The sequence below is a fragment of the Pseudomonas sp. BNK-7 genome (assembly GCF_048072025.1).
GTDB lineage: Bacteria > Pseudomonadota > Gammaproteobacteria > Pseudomonadales > Pseudomonadaceae > Aquipseudomonas > Aquipseudomonas danubii.
The window spans coordinates 3,473,923-3,493,364 of sequence record NZ_CP182252.1; the positions used below are offsets into that span (position 1 = coordinate 3,473,923).

Genomic DNA, 19,442 nt, shown 5'->3' on the forward strand with positions numbered 1-19,442 from the left:
ATCCGTTCCGAGCATGCGCGCCGCGGTCTGGCACGGCCGCCACGATATCCGCGTCGAAGACGTACCGCTGCCCGACGCGCCGCCCGCCGGCTGGGTGCAGATCCGCGTCGACTGGTGCGGCATCTGCGGTTCCGACCTGCACGAATACGTGGCCGGGCCGGTGTTCATTCCGGTGGACGCGCCGCACCCGCTGACCGGGATCAAAGGCCAGTGCATCCTCGGCCACGAGTTCTGCGGCGAGATCGTCGCCCTGGGCGAAGGGGTCCAGGGGTTCAGCCTCGGCCAGCCGGTGGCCGCCGACGCCTGCCAGCACTGCGGCACCTGCTACTACTGCACCCATGGCCTGTACAACATCTGCGAGAACCTGGCCTTTACCGGGCTGATGAACAACGGCGCCTTTGCCGAGCTGGTCAACGTGCCGGCCAACCTGCTGTACGCCTTGCCGGAGAACTTTCCCGCCGAGGCCGGGGCCTTGATCGAGCCGCTGGCGGTGGGCATGCACGCGGTGAAAAAGGCCGGCAGCCTGCTGGGGCAGAACGTGGTGGTGGTCGGCGCCGGCACCATCGGCCTGTGCACCATCATGTGCGCCAAGGCTGCCGGCGCGGCCCAGGTGATCGCCCTGGAAATGTCCGGCGCGCGCAAGGCCAAGGCTCGGGAAGTGGGCGCCACCCACGTGCTCGACCCCAAGGAATGCGACGCCCTGGCCGAGGTCAAGCGCCTGACCGGCGGGCTGGGGGCCGATGTCAGCTTCGAGTGCATCGGCAACAAGCACACCGCCAAGCTGGCCATCGACCTGATCCGCAAGGCCGGCAAATGCGTGCTGGTGGGGATCTTCGAAGAGCCCAGCGAGTTCAACTTCTTCGAACTGGTGGCCACCGAGAAACAGGTGCTCGGGGCCTTGGCCTACAACGGTGAGTTCGCCGATGTGATCGCCTTTATCGCCGATGGCCGGCTGGACATTGCGCCCCTGGTGACCGGGCGCATCCAGCTGGAAGAGATCGTCGGCCAGGGCTTCGAGGAACTGGTCAACAACAAGGAACACAACGTCAAGATCATCGTGTCCCCCGGTCAGTTGCGACGCTCCTGAGTGAGCGGTTTGGCGATGGTCGGCAGCGGCCATCGCACTTTTTTACAGTTTTGCGTTCTATCACCAGGCCTGGCCGCGCCGATCCCCGCCGCAGCCCGTGAATTTCGACCCGGTGCCGATGGCCTACGCTCCCTCTTCTTGCATGATGCAAACCCGCTTTGCGCGCCTGTTCCTGGTGGCGCTGCTGATGCTTGGCACCACGGCCTGCACCCAGCAGCAAGGGCGCGATATCGCCAAACAGTTTCGTGAAGGCAAGCCTGACGAATTCTTCCAGACCAGCGTCGATCGCATGGCCACCATCGGCATGCGCGACAACCTGCAGAGCCTGTACCTGCTGATGGGCAAGCTCTACCTGCGCAATCCCAGCCAGTGGCGCAAGTCGGGGTTCCCCGACGGCACCACGGCCCAGCGCGAGATCCGCAATGCCATCGAAAAGCGCCAGCCACTGCCGGCCCTCGGCGATCGTCGTGATTTGGCGGCCTTGAGTTATTCCTTGAGCCCGGAGTTTGAGGGGGATCGGGTCGGCGCCTTTATCTATGCCATCGGCAGCATGCTGGTGACCGCCCACGGCGGGCGGACCGAGTTCTACATGACCGATACCATCGATCCGCAGTTCATCAGCAATGCGGCGCGCAATATTGAAAAAGCCACCTGGCTGCTGAGCCAGCGCCAGGATGCCAATGGCGTGCTGTTGCTGTTCTCCAACGAGATTTCCGAGGAGGGCAGCAACCTGAGTTTTGCCGTGGAGTTCGGCAAGATTGTGGCGCGGTTGGATTTGCTGACGCAGATTCTGGATGAGCGCTATCGGCGGGTGGGGTTCAATTATGCGCAGAGCCTGTTGCTGATGAATTTTCTGCCGGTGCAGTAAGGGGCCGACCATAGCTTTGCAGGCGCTGGTTTTCGCTGCGGACTCACCCCTCAAAAATGACCCATGGATACAGGCATTCAATCGTTGAAAACGCTGAAAAAATTTACCGTGCATGGCACCGCTGTGGGCAGCGACAGGCGCATTCAACTGGATGAGATTTCGATTCTCGCCGAGCCGGACACGCTCAGGGTGCTGGGTGAGTTCCTGATCAAGGCTGCAACTGACATGGCGGCCGATGGCCTGGAGCACGTGCACCTGCAAGACGTGATCGAGCACTTCTCGCACCAGGCGCATGTGGATGTGATTGCCCTCAACCGGGCGCTGATCAAGCCTGCCTGAGGCAGCGCATTGCGGCCTAGCTACATGTTGCGAATCCGCTCGTCGGCCCGCAGTTCGAACTCAAAGCCAATGCCCACCTCATTCAGGGTTTCGGTAACCCGGGCCATGAAGTACTCGGCCTGCTCGGGCAGTTCATACAAGCCTACGACCTGGATGATCGGGTACTTGCCATAGGCGCCGGGGATCTCGGTGTAGATCTGACCACCTTCGATGAAGGCGATGTAGCTGTTGATTTTCTCTTGCAGCAACAGCAGGTGTTTGCCTTGTTCCGCCTTGCTGCCCCATTCGAGGTGGTCGGTCATCACCAGCAACAGGCTGTCGGGCGGGTCTTTGGGAATTGCCCAGAAATCGATGACTTTGGGATTGGTGATGGACACGTCTGATCCTTAACGAGGTCGGCTGGCAAGCATTCCATTTACCGGGTCACTGAGCGCCAGGTCACCAGCCCATCCAGGCCATGCTCGGACTTCAGGTAGTTGAGGGTATTTTGTGCCTCGGCCTTTTCTTCGAACGGGCCGGCAAAAAGGTGCGGTGGTTCATCGAGAATGGTGGGGATGTCGATGAGCCCCATCTGGGCCGCCATGCGCGCAAAGTCTTCATCGGTTTGCGGGGTGATGCGGGCCACCCATCCGCTGCGTTCCCTCAAGGCAATAGGCTCCACGTCGGCGCCGCAGCGCTTGCATCGTGAGGCGTTGGCCTTGATGTCCTGGCCGCAGGCAGGACAAGGGCGCAGATCTTCATGCACCAGCGCGTCAACGCCGGTCTTGGCCAGCCGGGGCATCAACCACAGGGCAAGCAGGGCGACACCCGGAAAGAACAGCCCGATTGCAAACCATCTTGGCCCCGAGCGCCCACGTGTACTGGCCGCGTAAGCGGTCATCGCCGTGAGAATGAGCCAGAGGGGGAGCGAGATGCCCATTGCAACTCCTTGTGTTGAGGTGTGAGTAATGCTCCCGCTGAACGGGGGGCTGCAAAATATCCGTTCTTTGGCGGCGACGCCATAAACCGTCATGCGAGCGGCCTGGTGTGCGGTAGCGGCCAGTGAGGTCAAGCGGCTGCTCGGTCGGCGCCGCTGCCGTTATCAAACAGGAGCGCCTCTGTGTTGCTGGCGCGCCAGGCCATTGGCTTGCTGTCGAATGATGAGGACAATCACGGCGCGGGGTGATTCAAGGCTGTTTCCCCGGGCGGCTGCCACGAACCACCCGGGTGCACCTTGAGCAAGAGCGGCTAGGCGCGTGCCTGCCGGGATAGCCGATCCTGTGCCTACCGTTATTCCCGGAGCCTTTGCCCAGTGCCTGACCTGTCGATCAACGCCGCCTACGCCAAACGCTTCAACGCGGTACTCGCCTACATCAATGAGAACCTTGAAGGCGATCTGTCGGTGAAGACGTTGAGCCGGGTGGCGAACTTCTCCGAGTTTCACTTCCATCGGCAATTCACCGCCTTCGTCGGCGTGCCGGTTGCACGTTATGTGCAACTGATGCGCTTGCGCGGTGCGGCCCATCGTCTGGTGTCCCGGGCGGACTACTCGGTGCTGGAGGCCGCGCTCGGCGCTGGTTTCGAAAGCCCCGAGGCGTTTTCCAGGGCGTTCAGGCGGGCGTTCGGCATGAGCCCGAGTGCGTTCAGGAAGCAGCCGAACTGGCAGGTCTGGAATGCGGTATTTGCCATCCCTCATTTTTCCAGGAGCATCATCATGCAGGTACGAATCGTGGACTTTGCCGACACCCGGGTTGCAGCGCTGGAGCACTGCGGGCCTGCCGAGCTGGTCAATGAAAGCGTGCGCAGGTTTATCGATTGGCGGATGCAGAGCGGACAGTCGCCGGTGGCGTCGAGTCGCAGTTTTGGCATTCCCTTCAACAACCCCGATACCACGGCGCCGGAGGAATTCCGCTTTGCCATCTGCGGCGAGATTCATGAGGCGGTGGTGGCCAATGAGGCGGGTATTGGCCATATGCAGATTGCCGGTGGCCGCTATGCGGTGGTGCGGCATGTGGGCTCGCCGGATCACATCGGTGAAAGCATCTACCCGATCTACCGCGATTGGTTGCCGGGCAGTGGCGAGGAACTGCGGGATCAGCCGATGTTCTTTGAATACCTGAGTATTTATCCGCAGACCCCACTGGAGCAGTGGCTGACGGATATTTATGTGCCCTTGCAGTAGTGGGGATGGGTCAAACCTTGCCCATGACCTCGATTTGAGCATGACCTACGGGTACAGGAGTTCGACCTTTGCCAACCTTGAAACGCTTTAGCGTTCAGGGAACCGCGGTGGGCAGTGAGCAGAGCATCCAGCTGGACGAGATCTCGATTCTCGCCGAGCCGGACACGCTCAGGGCGCTGGGTGAGTTCCTGATCAAGGCTGCAACTGACGTGGCGGCCGATGGCCTGGAGCATGTGCACCTGCAAGAGGTGATCGAGGGCTTTTCCCATGAGCGGCATGTGGATTTCATTGCGCTTAACCGGGCGCTGATCCTGCCGGCATAAGGTGGTGCTGCGCGCTGCTCGACCGAGGGGCAGCGCGCAGCTGGCGGGCTACAGGCCGGGAGCCTGTTCGGTCACTTTCAGCTCGAAATCAAAGCCAATGCCGCGCTCGTTGAGGAGCTCGCCAATGCGTTTGAAAAACCAATCGACCTGCTCGGGCAGCTCGTGCAAACCCAGGACCCGGATCATCAGCTGCTTGCCGCAGGCATCGGGAATTTCGCGGTAGATCTCCTCACCTTCGATAAAGGTGATGTAGGTGTTGATCTTCTCCTGCAGCAGGAGCAGGTGCTCGCTGTGCGCCGCTTCGTCACCCCATTCGAGAGGGTCGACCATGATCAACAGCAGGCTGTCGGGCGCGGATTTGGGGATTGCCCAGATATCGATGACTGTTGGGTTGGTGATGGACATGGCTGATCCTTCAGGCGGTTGAGGGCGGCATTGTATGCCGTAGCGGCTGGATTCTTCAGTGGGCAGTCGGTTTTTGCCCCGTCCAGGCGCAACCTGGCCGAGCGGTTTTCAAGAGCGGTCGGATCGACGGCAGTGACAAAATGCCATCATCTGCTATGGCTTGTTAGGCCCCCCGGTGGATAGACGCCGGGCTCCAGGTGCCATTGCCCCGAAGCATCGAGACGGCGCGGGCCGCGTTATTCGACTTAACTGATGCTCACCCGCCCGGGAGGCGGTTCATGGGCGCAGGAGGACGGAGTGTGGCCTGCAATCCCGACAGGCCTGGATTGACCCGAGTGAGTATCGACGTTGCCGTGCCGAGTGGGCCGCAACCCCAGTCGTCGGCTTGTTTGCAGCTCTCTGACACTCAGTCGATAGCGTGGAATGAAAGCAGAGAAGTACCGAACATTCTATTAGAGAGATAAAAAATGAACGTCAGGACAATGAATCTTGCTCCAAGGTCTGCCGCCTTTTTCTCGCTCATTGTCCTGGTGGTGTTTGCCCTGGGCATTGTCGCGGTGCTGCAAATGGGCAAGCTGCGAGACGCGGAACAGGATGTGGAGACCAACTGGATGGCCAGCATCCGCGAGATCGGCAAGATGAAGACCGGCATCTTGCGCCTGCGCCTGGAAAGCATCCGCATCACCGTGACCACCGACGAACAACAACGCCAGACCCGCATCGCCTCCTTGAGCGGTTACCGAAGCGCCCTGCAGAACACCATCAGCCAGTACGTCCCCCTGATCACCGGGCCGGCGGAGCGTGAGCTGTACCAGGCGGTGGCGACCGATGTGCAGGCCTATTTCAAGCTGGTGGACGAGCTGGAGCCGCTGCTGCGCAGCGGTGACAACGCCGCGGCCATCACCTTGATCAACACCCGCATCAGCCCCATGACCAACGCCATGCAGGAGAAGATGGACAAGCTCTCGGACTTCAATGACGAGGGCGCCAGGCAGGCGGGGATCACCGCTTCGTCGGTGTACAACAGCGGCCTGACGCTGGTGCTGGTGTTGATGGGGGTGACGGTGGTGCTCACCGTGGTGCTGGCCACCGTGCTGACCCGCAGCATCACCGCGCCCATCGGCGATGCCCTGGCGGTGGCCGAGCGCATCGCCGGCAGCGACCTGTCCCGGGAGATCGGGGTCAATGGCCGCGATGAAGCCGGTCGCCTGCTGGCCGCCCTGGCCAAGATGCAGAGCAACCTGCGGGAAACCATCGCCCACATCGCCGACTCTTCGACCCAACTGGCCTCGGCCTCGGAAGAAATGACCGCGGTGACCGAAGACGCCAGCCGCGGGCTGGTGCGGCAGAACGACGAAGTCAGCCAGGCAGCCACCGCGGTGACTGAAATGAGCGCCGCGGTGGACGAGGTGGCACGCAACGCCGAAGCGGCCGCGCAGTCGTCCCGCGAGTCCATGGAGTTCACCCGTTCCGGCATCGAGAACGTGGCCCAGACCCTGAAGGCCATCGAAGGCCTGGCCGGCAACGTGGCCAGCACCGGCGAGCAGGTCAAGGCGCTGTCCGGCAGGGCCCAGGACATCAGCAAAGTGGTGGAAGTGATTCGCGCGATCGCCGAGCAGACCAACCTGCTGGCCCTCAACGCCGCCATCGAAGCCGCCCGCGCCGGTGAGCAGGGCCGGGGCTTTGCGGTGGTGGCCGATGAAGTGCGGGCCCTGGCCCACCGCACCCAGCAGTCGACCCAGGAAATCGAGCAGATGATCACTGCGATCCAGGCCGATTCGACCCAGGCGGTGAGTGCCATGAACGTCAGCGCGGAGATGGCCAACAGCTCGATTTCGGTGGCGCAGAACGCTGATGTGTCGCTCAAGCAGATTGCTCAGGCGATCACCCAGATCAATGAGCGCAACCTGCTGATTGCCACCGCCTCGGAAGAACAGGCCCAGGTGGCGCGCGAGGCGGACCAGAACCTGACCAGCATTCGCGAGCTGTCGATCCAGAGCTCGGCGGGGGCCAGCCAGACGGCCAGTGCCTGTGGGGAGATGGCCAATCTGGCGATTGAGCTGAATCGGTTGGTGGCACGGTTCAAGGTTTGAGCGCAGTTTTTTGCCCTACGCTGGTCCGGTTCCTTCGTAGGAGCTGGCTTGCCAGCGAAGCTTGTCAATGAGGGCGCGGGGTGGGGGACATATCCGTTGCTGCGGTCAGGGCCGTTGGCGGTTTCGCTCTTACAGCGACTCACTTTTGAACAGCGCAAAAGCAAGCAGTTTCCTTATGGCCCTGACCGTCGAAACCTGTAGCCGCTGTCGAGCGCAGCGAGGCTGCGCACGAGGACGCAGTCCTCGCCAAACCTGCCGATGCTTTTCACCTGGCTGCATAGGGTTCTGCGTACATATCCGTTGCTGCGGTCATGGCTGCTTACGGTTTCGCTCTTACAGCGACTCACTTTTGAAAAGCGCAAAAGTAAGCAAAACGCTCCTGCCCCCGCATCCGGCCCCTCGCCTAGGCTCGGTGTTCCCTCACTTCGGCATTGCTCCGGGGGCACGCCGCCACAGGCCATCCATGGCCTGATGGCGGCTAGCTCGGCATCCATGCCGAGCTGCCCCCTACGCAACGCCTACGTTCGGCCTTCTGGAGGGGGCAGGAAGATCAAGATCAAAAGCCAGATCAAAAGCCAAAGCAAGATCAAAGGCCGGGGCAAAGCCAAGCGCGTTTTACGCGCTTCTTGAGTTCAATGGCGTTCAGGCCTCTTGCGCTGTTCGCCACTGAATCACCTCCAGCACCGCGCAACCCTCCCGGGTGAGCAGATGCACCCCTCGGGTGACCCGCGTCAGGTCGCAGTCGGCAATGTCTTTCAGGTTAAGCGTGGACAGCGTGTCCATCAGATCCCGCACCACGGTGAAACGATGGGCCGCGCTGCTAGCACCTAAGGAATGCGAATGCCCAATGCGTTTAATGTTGGTGTGTCCATCTGTCCGTTCACGGTCAGGCCGTTGTCCGTTTGAAACGACATCAGCGCTCCTCGAGTCCCTTTGCCCATCACGCCATCGATTGCTCCTTGGTAGTACCTGCGCACCATTAAGGCCGTTTGCACTCGTATGACCAGGTTGCTTTTCTGTACTTCGCTAGGTCGTGTTCGAGTAGTCGTTGAGGTCGAGCCTGTCGATGTACCAGATGATTGGTAAAAAGAGCTGCTGGTTGATGAGCCGGAAGAGCTGCTTGAGCCGTAATTCGAGCTGCTTGGTGTGTTGTAGCTGCGAGTGCTCGTGGCAGGAGGGTTGTAGTACCGAGGCGCGCTATAGCCACTTGATCCACTGTAATGAGAGCTATGGGAGCTGTGCGAGCGGTGTGAACTATGCGAGCGGTGAGCTGCGTACATATTGGTCGCATCAGGGGCATTGAGCGTGTCGGCAAAGACTGGTGGCTGACTCTTCTCCCGTGGCTCCCAATTTGTATCGGCAAGTGGCATTGGGTTGGCATGGGCAAGGTTGATACTCGCGACCGGCAACAGGGTCATGCCCCCAATCAGGATTTTCCAGCGATCAAGCAGTTTCACTGTGCGCTCCTTGCGTAGGCATTGAATGCCTCAGTTGATAGTTGTTTTATCCCACGGCTTTGCCAGCGCGCGGTATGAGATTTGAAAAAGCCCGAGCATTGATGAGCTGCGGCGCATTGTTGGCAGGTGTCGATGAACAGATTCTTCCAGTCTGAGATGCTCTGGCGTGCAAAGCGTGAGAGATGTGCAGGTACCAGGCACAGAGGGAGGTTATAGATTGAGACCGGTAATCCTCGGTTGTGCAGAAAGTAAATGGCCTGACTTAGCGACTCTTGGTAATCCAGAGGATCAATCCACAGCTCCTCATAATGCTTTCGGGCTAAGCCAGTACTCTCTATACCCATCAGTGCAATATGTCGTACGAAGGGCAAATTACGGAAAATGTAGTGAGCGAGCTCTGGAAGTCGTTGCGTGGTCAGTCGGCTGAGGACGACGCGAATCTCGATGATCTGGTTGGCTCGAGCGAGGTTGTACAGCCCTTGGAGTGTTTCGCTAAAGGCCCCTGGCGCCTGCACTACGTGGTCATGATCTCTTGCGTTGTCGGCATACAGCGGGATGCCCCAACTTAGTTGCGGATGCTGGATATGAGCAAGTGACTCTATCCAACTCGGATCCTTGAACAGCCGGCCATTACTCAATACATGAATAGACTTTTGTCGAAGCACAGTTTTGCACTTGGCTAAGATTTCTAACAAACCATCGCGGTAGAGCGTAGGCTCCCCGCCGCTGATGCCTAGGTTCTCGTCGCCAGGATCCATTAGATCGATCAGACGGAGGTTCTCCTCAATGTGCCAACGATCATCAATATCCTTAGGTGGTTGGGAGCACATCAAGCAGAGGCTGTTGCAACGATCAGTCATGAACAGCAGGTTACTGTCGGAGCCGCGTCGATAGAGAACTCGGACGATCGGGCTTCCGGGTGTTATGGCAATTACGTCACCAGGGCGAACGACATCTGGATCTTTTGGGGAGTGAAGTCGCAGCTTGCCGACCTCTGCACTCCCGCTAAGTTGTTCCGGAGTAAGGAAGCCTCCAACGGGTAATGATAGTAAGTGCGGGTTACGTTGAAGCTCGGCATCTGGCAGCCATAGTATTAGATCGTCGAAGCTCACGTCCCCAGCGCAGATGGATACGCCTTGTTCAATGAACTCTTCTACGGTGACGACCTTCAGCAACTTAGGTTCAATTAGATGCTGGGTCTCGAAATGGGTATCTTTTCTTAGCATCGTTCCTACCCTCGATACCCAGGGAAGAGGACTTCGGAGTAGGCGCGACGATTTAGCCAGGAAAGCAAGACGCGTTGGATATCATCGCCGCCATCTCTCAATAGTTCGAATAGATGTTGAAGTAGTCCTAGATTTTTCTTACAGAAGCTACTGAAGGCACGGTGACCAATCGGATCGCCTTGGCGTGCGAAGTGTTCCACAGGGTCGGCGCCGCAATAGGGGACGAGTGCGCAATCCACGCAGCCCGGTAGTGTTTCGGCAACACCACTTGCTAGCAATGCTTCCATGACTGGTGAGCGTAGTAGCTCGGCTAACGGCTGATGCACGCTGCCTAAACGCAAACCATCCTCGCCCATTTCCAGCAGCATTCTTGCTTCGTCAGATGGGTACACGTAGCCATCGTAGTTATAAACCAAGGCTGCGGTGCCGGCACCGGCAGGTGAGCGCAGATCGACATAGCCAGATGAGAAAGGCGTCAGGATGTTCTTTAACAGTAGACTTGCGTAGCTCTCTGACAAGTACACACCTTGTTGATTGATTTCCAGCAGGTAAGCCAGCGCTTCCTTGTAGAACACCAAATAACGTTCCATCGAGTAGTCCAGCCGTTGTGCACTCTTCGAAGCGAAACCGTAGGGGCTTAAGGGGCGAAGGGAGATACTGGAAAACCCCTGGGCTACATACTCGTCGATGATCGCTCTTGGTTGCTCAAGGCTCCTCGCTGTTAACGTCGTTAGAGCCGAGACAGCTTCATGGCCTAGGTATTCGCGGACGCGACGAATGCCGTCGAGGGTTCGTTCATAAGAGTCTCGGGAGGGAGTGGGGCGGTTAGCGTTGTGTAATGACGTCGGTCCATCGAGCGAAGTAGAAAACTGGATGTGATGCTTCTTGGCGAAGACGAGAACTTCTTCGGTCAAGTGATGAAGTGTGGTTGTGATGACGAATTGGATATCGCGCTGTTCCACGACGTTCCGCTCCACTATCCATTCGATGATCTGGCGGACGCGTTCAAAGGCCAATAGAGGTTCGCCACCTTGGAACTCTACCGTGAGGGCTCGAGCGTTCGACTCGAACATGCGGTCTACGGCAGCACGTGCATCTGCTTCGGAAAGGTCATGTCCAGAGCCACCCAAAGGTGCACGTGATACTTGGCAATACTGACATGTATGGTTGCAACGCAGAGTCACCACAAACAGGTGTAATGCAGGACCTTGCAGGAGGAAGTCTTTCCGACTGCGGTACTGCGCCGCCATCTCCGGAATTGGATCGTGTTGATCTGGCTCGTAAATAAAATGACGAGCGAGTAGATCCTTGTATAGAGAGGTTCCTGGCTGTACGCGCTTAAAACTTAGATCTCGAAGTTGTGGATCGGTGACATGGAGGTATTCGCCTGTTTCCGAAGTAAGCAAAATATCCCGTTCATTCCCTGAACTCATACGCATGAAGCGAAATGGCAGGAGGCGATAACCTTGGGTTTCGGTGGCTATCAAGGTCATTGAGGCAACCCACATCCAGTGAGTGCGGCACGTGCCAAGACTTCTCGCAATCCAGCCGTTTCACTATGGATGTGGTCACGTAAAGCAAAGTCATTCAGATGCTGGAGAACTAGCGCCCGTGCGTGATCAATAGAGAGGGCTGTTTGGGCGCTGGAAGGGTAGATCGTGAGGTTGATAAAACCAGGCTCAGGAGTGATCTGAATAGCCAATTCAGCGGCCAAGCTATAGGCGGTTCTTTGTGCTGCGCTGAGAGGGTATGCGGTGTCGCTGAGGTGCAGAGTGACTGGCCATGTCATCAACATCAATCCTTGAAAACCCTGAAGAGTGTGCGGATTTTGCCGAGTTCCTGGGCGATTGGCCATCATTCGTCGAAGCTTTCTTTAAAATATTTCTGCGCTCGCGTTCTTGACTGCAATCGATTGGATTTAATGAAGTCCCAGCCAGGCGGCCTTGCGAACGGCAGCTGTGAATCAGCGATTTCCCTGTAGATGCCGGCTGTCAGCGAAGCTCGTCAACGATGACGCGGAGCTACCTTCGACACGGCACGCTTTTTGTGGGCCTTGGGGATATATCCGTTGCTGCGGGTGCGGCGGCTAGCGGTTTCGCTCTTACAGCGACTCACTTTGGAAAAGCCCCAAAGTAAGCAAAGGGCTCCTGCCCCCGCATCCGGCGCCTCGCCTAGGCTCGGCGTTCCCTCACTTCGGCATTGCTCCGGGGGCACGCCGCCACAGGCCATCCATGGCCTGATGGCGGCTAGCTCGGCATCCATGCCGAGCTGCCCCCTGCGCAACGCCTGCGTTCGGCCTTCTGGAGGGGGCAGGAAGATCAAGATCAAAAGCAGGATCAAAAGCCAAAGCCAGATCAAAGGCCGGGGCAAAGCCAAGCGCGTTTTACGCGTTTCTTGAGTTCAATGGCGTTCAGGGCTCTTGCGCTGTTCGCCACTGAATCACCTCCAGCACCGCGCAGCCCTCCCGGGTGAGCAGATGCACCCCTCGGGTGACCCGCGTCAGGTCGCAGTCGGCAATGTCTTTCAGGTTAAGCGTGGACAGCGTGTCCATCAGATCCCGCACCACGGTGAAACGATGGGCCGCACTGCTGGCCAGATCGCTCAGAGAGGCTTGGGTGTCGAGGTAGAAGACGGCTTGGTTGGCGTCGTGGGTGTCGACGGCGGTAAAGCGCGAGAGTGGCTGGTCAATCATCGGTACAGCTCCTGTTTATGGAGCAATCACCTGGGCTGCCGACGACGAAGAAAATGACCGCTGTGCGCGCCTATGACCACCGGAGAATCACCGCGCACAACCGTCATAACATCCTGTCGCGGGCACCGGAAAGGCGACTGCAAAGGTGTTGTGGACGCTGATGCTGCGTTGTAATTCGACCGGCCAAGGTCGCCGCGGATGTCGCTGCGTGGGAAGGACTATAGGGGCGGAGAGTGAGAACGGGCAACGGGGTGTTGAAGAGGATGTTTGAGTGGTTGTGTCTAGCGGCACCAGTGGTTGCAGTAAGGTTATAAAGATGTTTTAGAATACGTTCTTTTTTAGATGGGTGTAAGAAAAATAGCTTTCAGCCAATAGCTGTCTTCATTGCTGACATCTATTGGCCAAAAGCTTACGTGAAAATTCTTAGTGAAGTTATATGGCTTCCTGAATTAACTGCTCCACAATTCTCAAGGTTTCCGAAGACTTAAAGTCGAGTAGCTCAATTGGACGCTTAATTCTCATTAGTGCTGCTGGCCTGCCGTGCATTGGCTTGCCTTTTTTGACCTCCATTCGACCATGAGCAAGCAGAACACTTTTAACAAGTGGCCAGTGTTCATCTCGGAGCATGAATGATCCCTCATCATCGTCTCCATCCCGGAGATAGCAATATCTGACCGATCTACGAGCAACTTTCTCTAACAGATAAACCGCTGGGTGCTCTCTGAGTTTTCCCGTATCTGTATCGGCAAAGTGATTACGAATGAAAACTTCAATTTCGCCTGGATCTCTTTCGACACGAGAACTCTCGCCACGAATTTCTAGTGCGTCGATGCTTGGTATGCTACTGCCAAACATAGTGAATTCATTCACTACAAGAGTTCCGACTTTGACTTTTTCAAAGACAACGTTTGAAACATCGCTCCCGCAAATATCTAGCCGACTTATCGTGAGGTCTTGAAGTGCACCACTTGGGGAACCACCTGCAAAAGTTGCGTCATTTACTATAAGGTAGTCAATTCGGTCAGTAAGGCCCATGGCAAAACTCAGCAGCACCATTGCCCCACCGTTAGACGCCAGACCATCGTTAGATGAGTCTCCATTAATCGTCGCATACAAGTAATCCATTGCATTTTTTGCAGTTTGTTCTGCTTGTGTGAAAGCTTCTGCAAAAACTTCAAGATGCTCGGCGCTGAGAATAGTTCTGCGAAGTACGCTGGGGATAGTTTTTTTTGCTAGCTGCGCGACCAGCGCGTTACCTAGGAAATAATATTGCACCTCCGTATGAGGGAATTTTCTTTTGTCCTTGATATCCGAAGTCTCTAGAAGCGAAATGCTACCGGACTTGTGAGTTAGTTTTCGGCGGGAACTGTCGTCAAGTAAATCACTGAAGCAATAGTCTGTTAGGAAGGCTAAGTGATCTATTTCAATTAGATTGTTTTCCCGTGTAGCCATTTCCAACGATACTTCTTCAAAGAGTAAGTTTAAGCTTGATACCACTTCTTCACTATTTAAGCCGCCAAAGGTTTTTGAAAGTATTTTTGACTCGCGTTCAATTAAATTATTTACTAAAAATGAGCGAAAACCTTCCGAGTGCACATTCGACCATCCGCCGGCATCTCTCAAAACACTGAGAAAAAAAGGGCGTAAGGCGTAGCTGTTACTGGAGAATATATCTGCTGTGATTTCTTGGCCTAGGTCGGTTGGCTTCCATTTTGAGTTTGAGAGATATTTGACTGCGGTTTCAATGGTTGCAAGTTTTATGTGTGCAAGCTTTAGGTCAATCGCATCTTTGTTTTCGGTACTAATTCGAGATATTAGTTCCTGTTCGTCCAGGAAAGTGTCTCGCGCAGCCAGTATTACCTTTCCAGAGTTTCCAATTTCTTCAATGAAGTCCTTTAGCGCTCGCCAAGAGTCCTCGTAACCATCAGCGTCTACGAGTTCATCAAAGCCATCAATTGCCGCAATTAATAAACCATGCCTAACAAGCATAGGAACGTGCGCACCTGTGAAGGATGCACCCATCTCTTGGGTAGTGGCCGCAAGTACGTCTTTAAAATTAGATAAACGACGTCCGCTGCTAGATATAATAATTACAGGAGGGCTGGTGTTGTCTGAGAGGAATTTTTGATATTGAGCTTTAGCTAATTCGGTTATTTGGAATGTTTTACCTACTCCGGCTGGGCCGTCGAGTAAAACCAAAGTTACCTTTCCATCCGCTATTTTTATATTGCTATCAAGATCTTTTGCGAGTATGTCATTGCCGCTATAGCTTATTACTGACTCAATTACAGGCTTTTCTTTTGTTTGAGAAAAAAGTCTTTTTTGGGTTTCTGCAAATCTTTTTATGTCTGAAAATTCACTTGAGGCAATAAGTGTTTTTATGTCTTTGTATTCTGCTTTTTTATGTTTTGCAGAAATTCTCCCTGTCTCTACGTCTATGTCGAACGTTAGCTCTCTTCCGTTCCGGATTAGTATTATTCTTTTCTTTCCAGCTACAGGCTTTTGTGCGATTTCGGTGAATGGATCGCAGAATAGTTTAATGTCTTCAATTGCTTGCGCTATGCTCATTTCAAATCCTATGAATTATTCCGTCTGTACTTAAATGCTTGTTGTCGTGATCGCGCGTTATCCGAAAGACATATGTTGGTAATCCCCAGGCTTCAGCAACAAATACACCTGGTAATAGATCATCATCGTCACCCACAACTATGGCCAAAGTCTTGGGTTTTTCATTTCTTTTGAAACTGCTACTCTCAGATCGACAAAAACTTAGGAGGTCGGAAACAAGAGCTGTGTCTACCATTTTTTGATTTGAAGAACCAGGATTGCTTCGATCTGGCCTTAAAGTGTCAAAAATAGGACTTCGAGATCCTCTGCATATAAGCTCATTCCCAAATTCTATATCAGGTAAATAGGAGATCCCATTTCTGGATATCGCTTTCAGCTGAGTTCTAAGTTGATCCCATGCGATTTTATCTTCGGATGGAGACTTGCCTCTATGCCATCCATGATAAATTCTAGATTTTAATATTTTAATGGGTGACTTTGGCTCAAGTTCTGCTAGCTTGCTTATTATCCTATCCTGGAGCTCGGTGAATGCTTGCTTAGTACAGGAAAGTCGTAGCTGTAACGGCATATCGCTTCTGGGCTTTATTCGAGCTACTCGAGAAGCTGAGTCCCAGTCGATAAATAAATTTGCTGTTATCACTCGTCTAGTCCTTGAGGTAGTGAGGTTTTTTTGATTGAGGATGGGGCGCAGTTTTTGAATTTTTGCATTCAAAGAGATCATGGCTAGACGCTATCAAATCTAAGGGCGGCAGTCTATGGGGGGGCTAAAAAACAAAATTATTTCACATCGATTAAGATGGATTTGCAGCCCGAGACAGACAGTCAAAAAGAAACTTATTTGCTTCGAAATGGCTATATGTAGGTCATCACTTCTGGCTCATCAGCAGACTATTGTACGCTCCGTATAATTTGCTTGTATCCACTAGGTCTGGCTTGAACACACTATGTGATAGTCCGGACGGAAGATGTCCGTGAGGTGAGACTCTTCTGTTGATGCGTCGTGAGGACTACACCGACGGTATGAGCCCCTCATCTCTACCTACTGTGTTTTGAGCATTTCTATGCGGTGTAAAGTAGCTCACCTTCTTGAAAGCGATGATGAATTTTCGTGCTTGCTCGGCAGGTATCCAAGCTTTTGACTATCGAACGGAAGTCGGTACGAACTGGAGCTCTAAAGTGTCATGCTTGAGGTCGCTGAGTTTGAAAAAAACATACGGATCGTACGTGTCTCCCTGGAACTCGACTTTCATGGTCTGAATATAAAGTCATAAAATTTCATAATGTGATCTTAGGCACTTTCTGGAAGCTAGTCCAAAAACCAATGGGAACTAGGTCTGTTCTTGGTCGATAGCTGGCCGCCACAAAAATAGTTAATGGCCGTTTACTTTGTGCCGTGATTACTGCAATGCATAATTTTTCGGTTTGTTGTTTACCCTTTTGCTCATTCTTAGTGGCGGGGATGCTTAGAGACTGTCCTAGGTGTTGTGGTGGGGTACCTTCTTCTTGAGCTGGTAGATTTTGGGGCTATTGAGGGGGGGAGTCGGATAGTTAGCCACCCTTGAGATCGCTGCGCCCGCTTCGCGGTCGTTCGCAGCCTTCGGCAGCGGCTACAAGGAACGCGAACGGCAATAAAACAGGCCGGCCGGTAGGCCGCCATCTGCTTTTGCTCTTGCTTTGGCTTTTGATCTTTCTGCCCCTTTAGACACGATGGCCGAACGCAGGCATTGAGCCGTGGGTAACCCGGCAGGACGCCGGGTTAGCCGCACTGGGCCATGGATGGCCCATTGCGGCGGCCCACGGATCAATGCCGGAGTGAGGGTATGCCGAGCCTAGGCGAGGCACCGAGTGGAGGGGCAGGAGCCCTTTGGTTACTTTGGGGCTTTTCCAAAGTGACCCGCTGTAAGAGCGGAACCATAAGCCGCCGTTACCGCAGCAATGGATATGTACACCAAAAAGACTGCAACCTCAGGTTTTACGACCGCTGCGCGCCGGGACGCCGACCGCTCGGGCGGGAGCAAGCTCCCTCGCCACAGTAAGCTCGCCGCGCCCCATGCTCACTGTGGCCTTCCAACCAGATTCGTTGTAGGTCGCTGCCGCACCCGTGGTAACGAATCGGGTTCGATCTCAATGCACAATCTGCGCAAGAAACGCCTTAGCCCTCTCACTCTTCGGCGCCCCAAAAAACGCCTCAGGCGGCGCGTCTTCAACGATGCGCCCACCATCGAGAAACAACACCCGCTCCGCCACCTGCCGTGCAAACCCCATCTCATGGGTCACACACAGCATCGTCATCCCACTCCCGGCCAGCTTGACCATCACATCCAACACCTCACTCACCATCTCCGGGTCCAGCGCCGAGGTCGGTTCATCAAACAACATAATCTTCGGCTCCATGCACAACGCCCGGGCAATCGCCACGCGCTGTTGCTGCCCACCAGACAGCTGGCTCGGGTACTTATCCGCCTGATTCTCAATCCCCACCTTGGCCAGAAACCCCCGCGCCAGTTCTTCAGCCTTTTTCCGCGACAACCCACGCACGGTGATCGGTGCCAGGGTGCAGTTGTCCAGCACGCTCATGTGCGGGAACAGGTTGAAGTGCTGGAACACCATGCCCACTTGGCTGCGCACCTGGGCGGCTTCGCGGGTGTTTTGCGAGAGGTCGGTGCGGTCCACCAGGATCTGGCCTTTTTCGGCAATCTCCAGGCGGTTGATGCAGCGGATCAGGGTGGATTTGCCGGAGCCGGAAGGCCCGCAGAGGACGATGCGTTCGCCCTGGCGCACCTTGAGGTCGATATCGTGCAGTACATGGAAAGCACCGTAGAACTTGTTCACCCCGGCAATATCGATCACCACTTCGCGCGGGTCGGCAGCGGGGCGGGCAGGCGCTTCGGATGCGGCGGGAAGCGGGGCGGTCTGGGTCTGCATGGCGGTTCTCCGTCGGTCAGTTGAAGCGCTCGGCGCGGTAGGGGGTGGGGTCAGTAAAGGGCGTTTCGCCGGTGACCATCTGCGCCAGCAGTTGGCCGCTCACCGGGCCCAGGGTCAGGCCGTGGTGGGCGTGGCCGAAGTTGAACCACAGGCCGGGGTGGCGCGGGGCGGGGCCGATCACCGGGCACATGTCCGGCAGGCACGGGCGGCGGCCCAGCCAGGGTTCGGCGTCGAGGCGCTCGCCCAGGGGGTAGAAGTTTCGGGCCAGGGCTTCGCAGCGGCGCAGTTGGATTTCGTTGATCGGGTCGTCGCGGTCGGCGAATTCGATACCGGTGGTCAGGCGGATGCCGCCCACCATCGGTGCCAGGACGTAGCCACCCACCGGGTCGAGGATCGGGTGCTGCAGGCGGGTGCCGGGCAGGGCGGCGTAGTGCATGTGGTAGCCGCGCTTGATCGCCAGGGGAATGCGGTAGCCCAGGGGCTCGAAGATGCCGCTGGCTTGCGGGCCCAGGGCGACTACCACTTCCTGTGCGGTGATCGGGCCGAGTTCGCTCTGCACCTGCCAGCCGCCTTCGATCTGGGTCAGGGTCAGGGCATCGCCGATGACGAATTGGCCGCCGCGCTGCTTGAACAGTTCGGCGTAGCCGCGGGTCAGGCCGCCGGGGTCGCTGACGGTCTTGGGGTCGAGCCAGTGCAGGCCGCCGACGATGTCGGGGTGCAGGCCGGGTTCCAGGGCCAAGAGTTCGGCGCGGTCCAGTACCCGGTAGTTGAGTTCGTAGTCCCGCAGGTCGGCGGCGGCGCGTTGGGCGAAGTCGAAGGCCTGCTGGTCGTTGAAGGCTTCGAGCCAGCCGCCGTCGGCGATCAGCTCCAGCATGTTGGCCGGGCGTGCCAGGGCCAGGTGTTCGGTGACGCAGCGTTCGATCAGCGGCAGCATGGCGCGGGTGGCGGCGGCCAGGCCCTTGGGCGAGGAGTGGCGCCAGTATTGCAGCAGCCAGGGGCCGGCCTTGGGCAGGTGGCGCAGGCTGTAGCGCACGTCCGATTGCTGGTTGAGGCCGTAGCGCACCAGCTTGGTCACCTCCCGAGGGAAGGCGTAGGGAATCACGCTGGCGCGTTCGATCAGCCCGGCGTTGCCGTGGCTGGTGCCGTTGCCCGGGGGCTGGCGGTCCAGCAGCACCACTTGGCGGCCGCGGGCCTGCAGGTGCAGGGCGCTGCTGACGCCGACGATTCCGGCGCCCAGAACTAAGGTTTGGCAATGCATGTTTGGGTCCTTATGACAGGGGCCGCGCGGCGGCCCGCTA

Annotated in this window: 17 protein-coding genes and 2 pseudogenes; 7 read left to right on the forward strand and 12 right to left on the reverse strand. The window is 56.5% G+C overall.

The genetic code is table 11. The annotated features are described in order from the left end of the window. Positions 1 to 13: 13 nt before the first annotated feature. The 3 genes from ACMGF8_RS16160 to ACMGF8_RS16170 all read left to right on the forward strand — a co-directional run bounded on the left by ACMGF8_RS16160 (position 14) and on the right by ACMGF8_RS16170 (position 2,294). Entirely contained in the window at positions 14 to 1,087 is a 1,074-nt protein-coding gene (locus ACMGF8_RS16160; RefSeq protein ID WP_240322080.1) for a 2,3-butanediol dehydrogenase, read from the forward strand. A gap of 145 nt (positions 1,088 to 1,232) precedes the next feature. Further along, positions 1,233 to 1,955: a hypothetical protein gene (locus tag ACMGF8_RS16165; protein ID WP_240322081.1), complete on the forward strand. Its 723-nt coding sequence runs from the start codon at positions 1,233 to 1,235 to the stop codon at positions 1,953 to 1,955. 63 nt (positions 1,956 to 2,018) lie between these two features. Continuing rightward, positions 2,019 to 2,294, forward strand: coding sequence for a hypothetical protein (locus tag ACMGF8_RS16170; protein WP_416756729.1), 276 nt, complete (start codon positions 2,019 to 2,021; stop codon positions 2,292 to 2,294). A gap of 20 nt (positions 2,295 to 2,314) precedes the next feature. Here ACMGF8_RS16170 and ACMGF8_RS16175 read toward each other — a convergent pair whose 3' ends face one another. Together ACMGF8_RS16175 and ACMGF8_RS16180 are read right to left on the reverse strand one after the other, a co-directional pair. Beyond that, positions 2,315 to 2,671, reverse strand: a complete 357-nt coding sequence (locus ACMGF8_RS16175) for a DUF6572 domain-containing protein (RefSeq protein WP_416756731.1) — start codon at positions 2,669 to 2,671, stop codon at positions 2,315 to 2,317. 38 nt (positions 2,672 to 2,709) lie between these two features. Further along, positions 2,710 to 3,213 carry a zinc ribbon domain-containing protein gene (locus tag ACMGF8_RS16180; RefSeq protein ID WP_416756733.1) on the reverse strand — a complete coding sequence of 168 codons (504 nt, stop codon included), beginning with the start codon at positions 3,211 to 3,213 and terminating at the stop codon, positions 2,710 to 2,712. Positions 3,214 to 3,585: 372 nt separating this feature from the next. Here ACMGF8_RS16180 and ACMGF8_RS16185 point away from each other — a divergent pair, with 372 nt between their 5' ends. Both ACMGF8_RS16185 and ACMGF8_RS16190 read left to right on the forward strand, forming a co-directional pair. Then, positions 3,586 to 4,455, forward strand: a complete 870-nt coding sequence (locus ACMGF8_RS16185; RefSeq protein WP_416756735.1) for an AraC family transcriptional regulator — start codon at positions 3,586 to 3,588, stop codon at positions 4,453 to 4,455. Between the two features lie 68 nt (positions 4,456 to 4,523). Continuing rightward, entirely contained in the window at positions 4,524 to 4,778 is a 255-nt protein-coding gene (locus tag ACMGF8_RS16190) for a hypothetical protein (RefSeq protein ID WP_416756737.1), read from the forward strand. 48 nt (positions 4,779 to 4,826) lie between these two features. Here ACMGF8_RS16190 and ACMGF8_RS16195 read toward each other — a convergent pair whose 3' ends face one another. After that, positions 4,827 to 5,183, reverse strand: a complete 357-nt coding sequence (locus ACMGF8_RS16195) for a DUF6572 domain-containing protein (RefSeq protein WP_416756738.1) — start codon at positions 5,181 to 5,183, stop codon at positions 4,827 to 4,829. A 482-nt stretch (positions 5,184 to 5,665) separates the two neighbouring features. On the opposite strand from ACMGF8_RS16195, the pseudogene ACMGF8_RS16200 reads away from it, so the two are divergent. Together ACMGF8_RS16200 and ACMGF8_RS16205 are read left to right on the forward strand one after the other, a co-directional pair. After that, positions 5,666 to 6,421 (forward strand): annotated as a pseudogene (locus ACMGF8_RS16200) (MCP four helix bundle domain-containing protein); the annotation flags it as partial. Between the two features lie 66 nt (positions 6,422 to 6,487). Then, on the forward strand, positions 6,488 to 7,276 hold the full coding sequence (locus tag ACMGF8_RS16205) for a methyl-accepting chemotaxis protein (RefSeq protein ID WP_416760318.1): 789 nt from the start codon (positions 6,488 to 6,490) through the stop codon (positions 7,274 to 7,276). Positions 7,277 to 7,918: 642 nt separating this feature from the next. Here ACMGF8_RS16205 and ACMGF8_RS16210 read toward each other — a convergent pair. The 9 genes and pseudogenes from ACMGF8_RS16210 to ACMGF8_RS16250 form a co-directional block, all read right to left on the reverse strand. Then, a pseudogene (locus ACMGF8_RS16210) lies at positions 7,919 to 8,101 on the reverse strand (hypothetical protein); the annotation flags it as partial. 2 nt (positions 8,102 to 8,103) lie between these two features. Continuing rightward, positions 8,104 to 8,733 carry a His-Xaa-Ser repeat protein HxsA gene (gene hxsA / locus ACMGF8_RS16215; RefSeq protein WP_416756740.1) on the reverse strand — a complete coding sequence of 210 codons (630 nt, stop codon included), beginning with the start codon at positions 8,731 to 8,733 and terminating at the stop codon, positions 8,104 to 8,106. Continuing rightward, positions 8,730 to 9,959, reverse strand: coding sequence for a His-Xaa-Ser system radical SAM maturase HxsC (gene hxsC / locus ACMGF8_RS16220; RefSeq protein ID WP_416756742.1), 1,230 nt, complete (start codon positions 9,957 to 9,959; stop codon positions 8,730 to 8,732). The genes hxsA and hxsC overlap by 4 nt, the downstream gene beginning before the upstream one ends. A 5-nt stretch (positions 9,960 to 9,964) precedes the next feature. Beyond that, the gene (gene hxsB / locus ACMGF8_RS16225; RefSeq protein ID WP_416756744.1) at positions 9,965 to 11,452 is read right to left on the reverse strand and encodes a His-Xaa-Ser system radical SAM maturase HxsB; all 1,488 of its coding nucleotides are present in this window, start codon (positions 11,450 to 11,452) and stop codon (positions 9,965 to 9,967) included. Beyond that, the gene (gene hxsD / locus ACMGF8_RS16230; RefSeq protein WP_233789337.1) at positions 11,449 to 11,817 is read right to left on the reverse strand and encodes a His-Xaa-Ser system protein HxsD; all 369 of its coding nucleotides are present in this window, start codon (positions 11,815 to 11,817) and stop codon (positions 11,449 to 11,451) included. Before hxsD ends, hxsB begins: the two co-directional genes overlap by 4 nt. 552 nt (positions 11,818 to 12,369) lie before the next feature. After that, complete coding sequence (locus ACMGF8_RS16235; protein ID WP_102861821.1) at positions 12,370 to 12,651, reverse strand: hypothetical protein; 282 nt, start codon at positions 12,649 to 12,651, stop codon at positions 12,370 to 12,372. Positions 12,652 to 13,083: 432 nt separating this feature from the next. Then, positions 13,084 to 15,219: a hypothetical protein gene (locus ACMGF8_RS16240; protein WP_416756745.1), complete on the reverse strand. Its 2,136-nt coding sequence runs from the start codon at positions 15,217 to 15,219 to the stop codon at positions 13,084 to 13,086. A 2,124-nt stretch (positions 15,220 to 17,343) separates the two neighbouring features. Continuing rightward, positions 17,344 to 18,144, reverse strand: a complete 801-nt coding sequence (locus tag ACMGF8_RS16245; RefSeq protein ID WP_416756746.1) for an amino acid ABC transporter ATP-binding protein — start codon at positions 18,142 to 18,144, stop codon at positions 17,344 to 17,346. Between the two features lie 16 nt (positions 18,145 to 18,160). Continuing rightward, positions 18,161 to 19,402 carry an NAD(P)/FAD-dependent oxidoreductase gene (locus ACMGF8_RS16250; protein WP_161759779.1) on the reverse strand — a complete coding sequence of 414 codons (1,242 nt, stop codon included), beginning with the start codon at positions 19,400 to 19,402 and terminating at the stop codon, positions 18,161 to 18,163. Positions 19,403 to 19,442 lie beyond the last annotated feature (40 nt).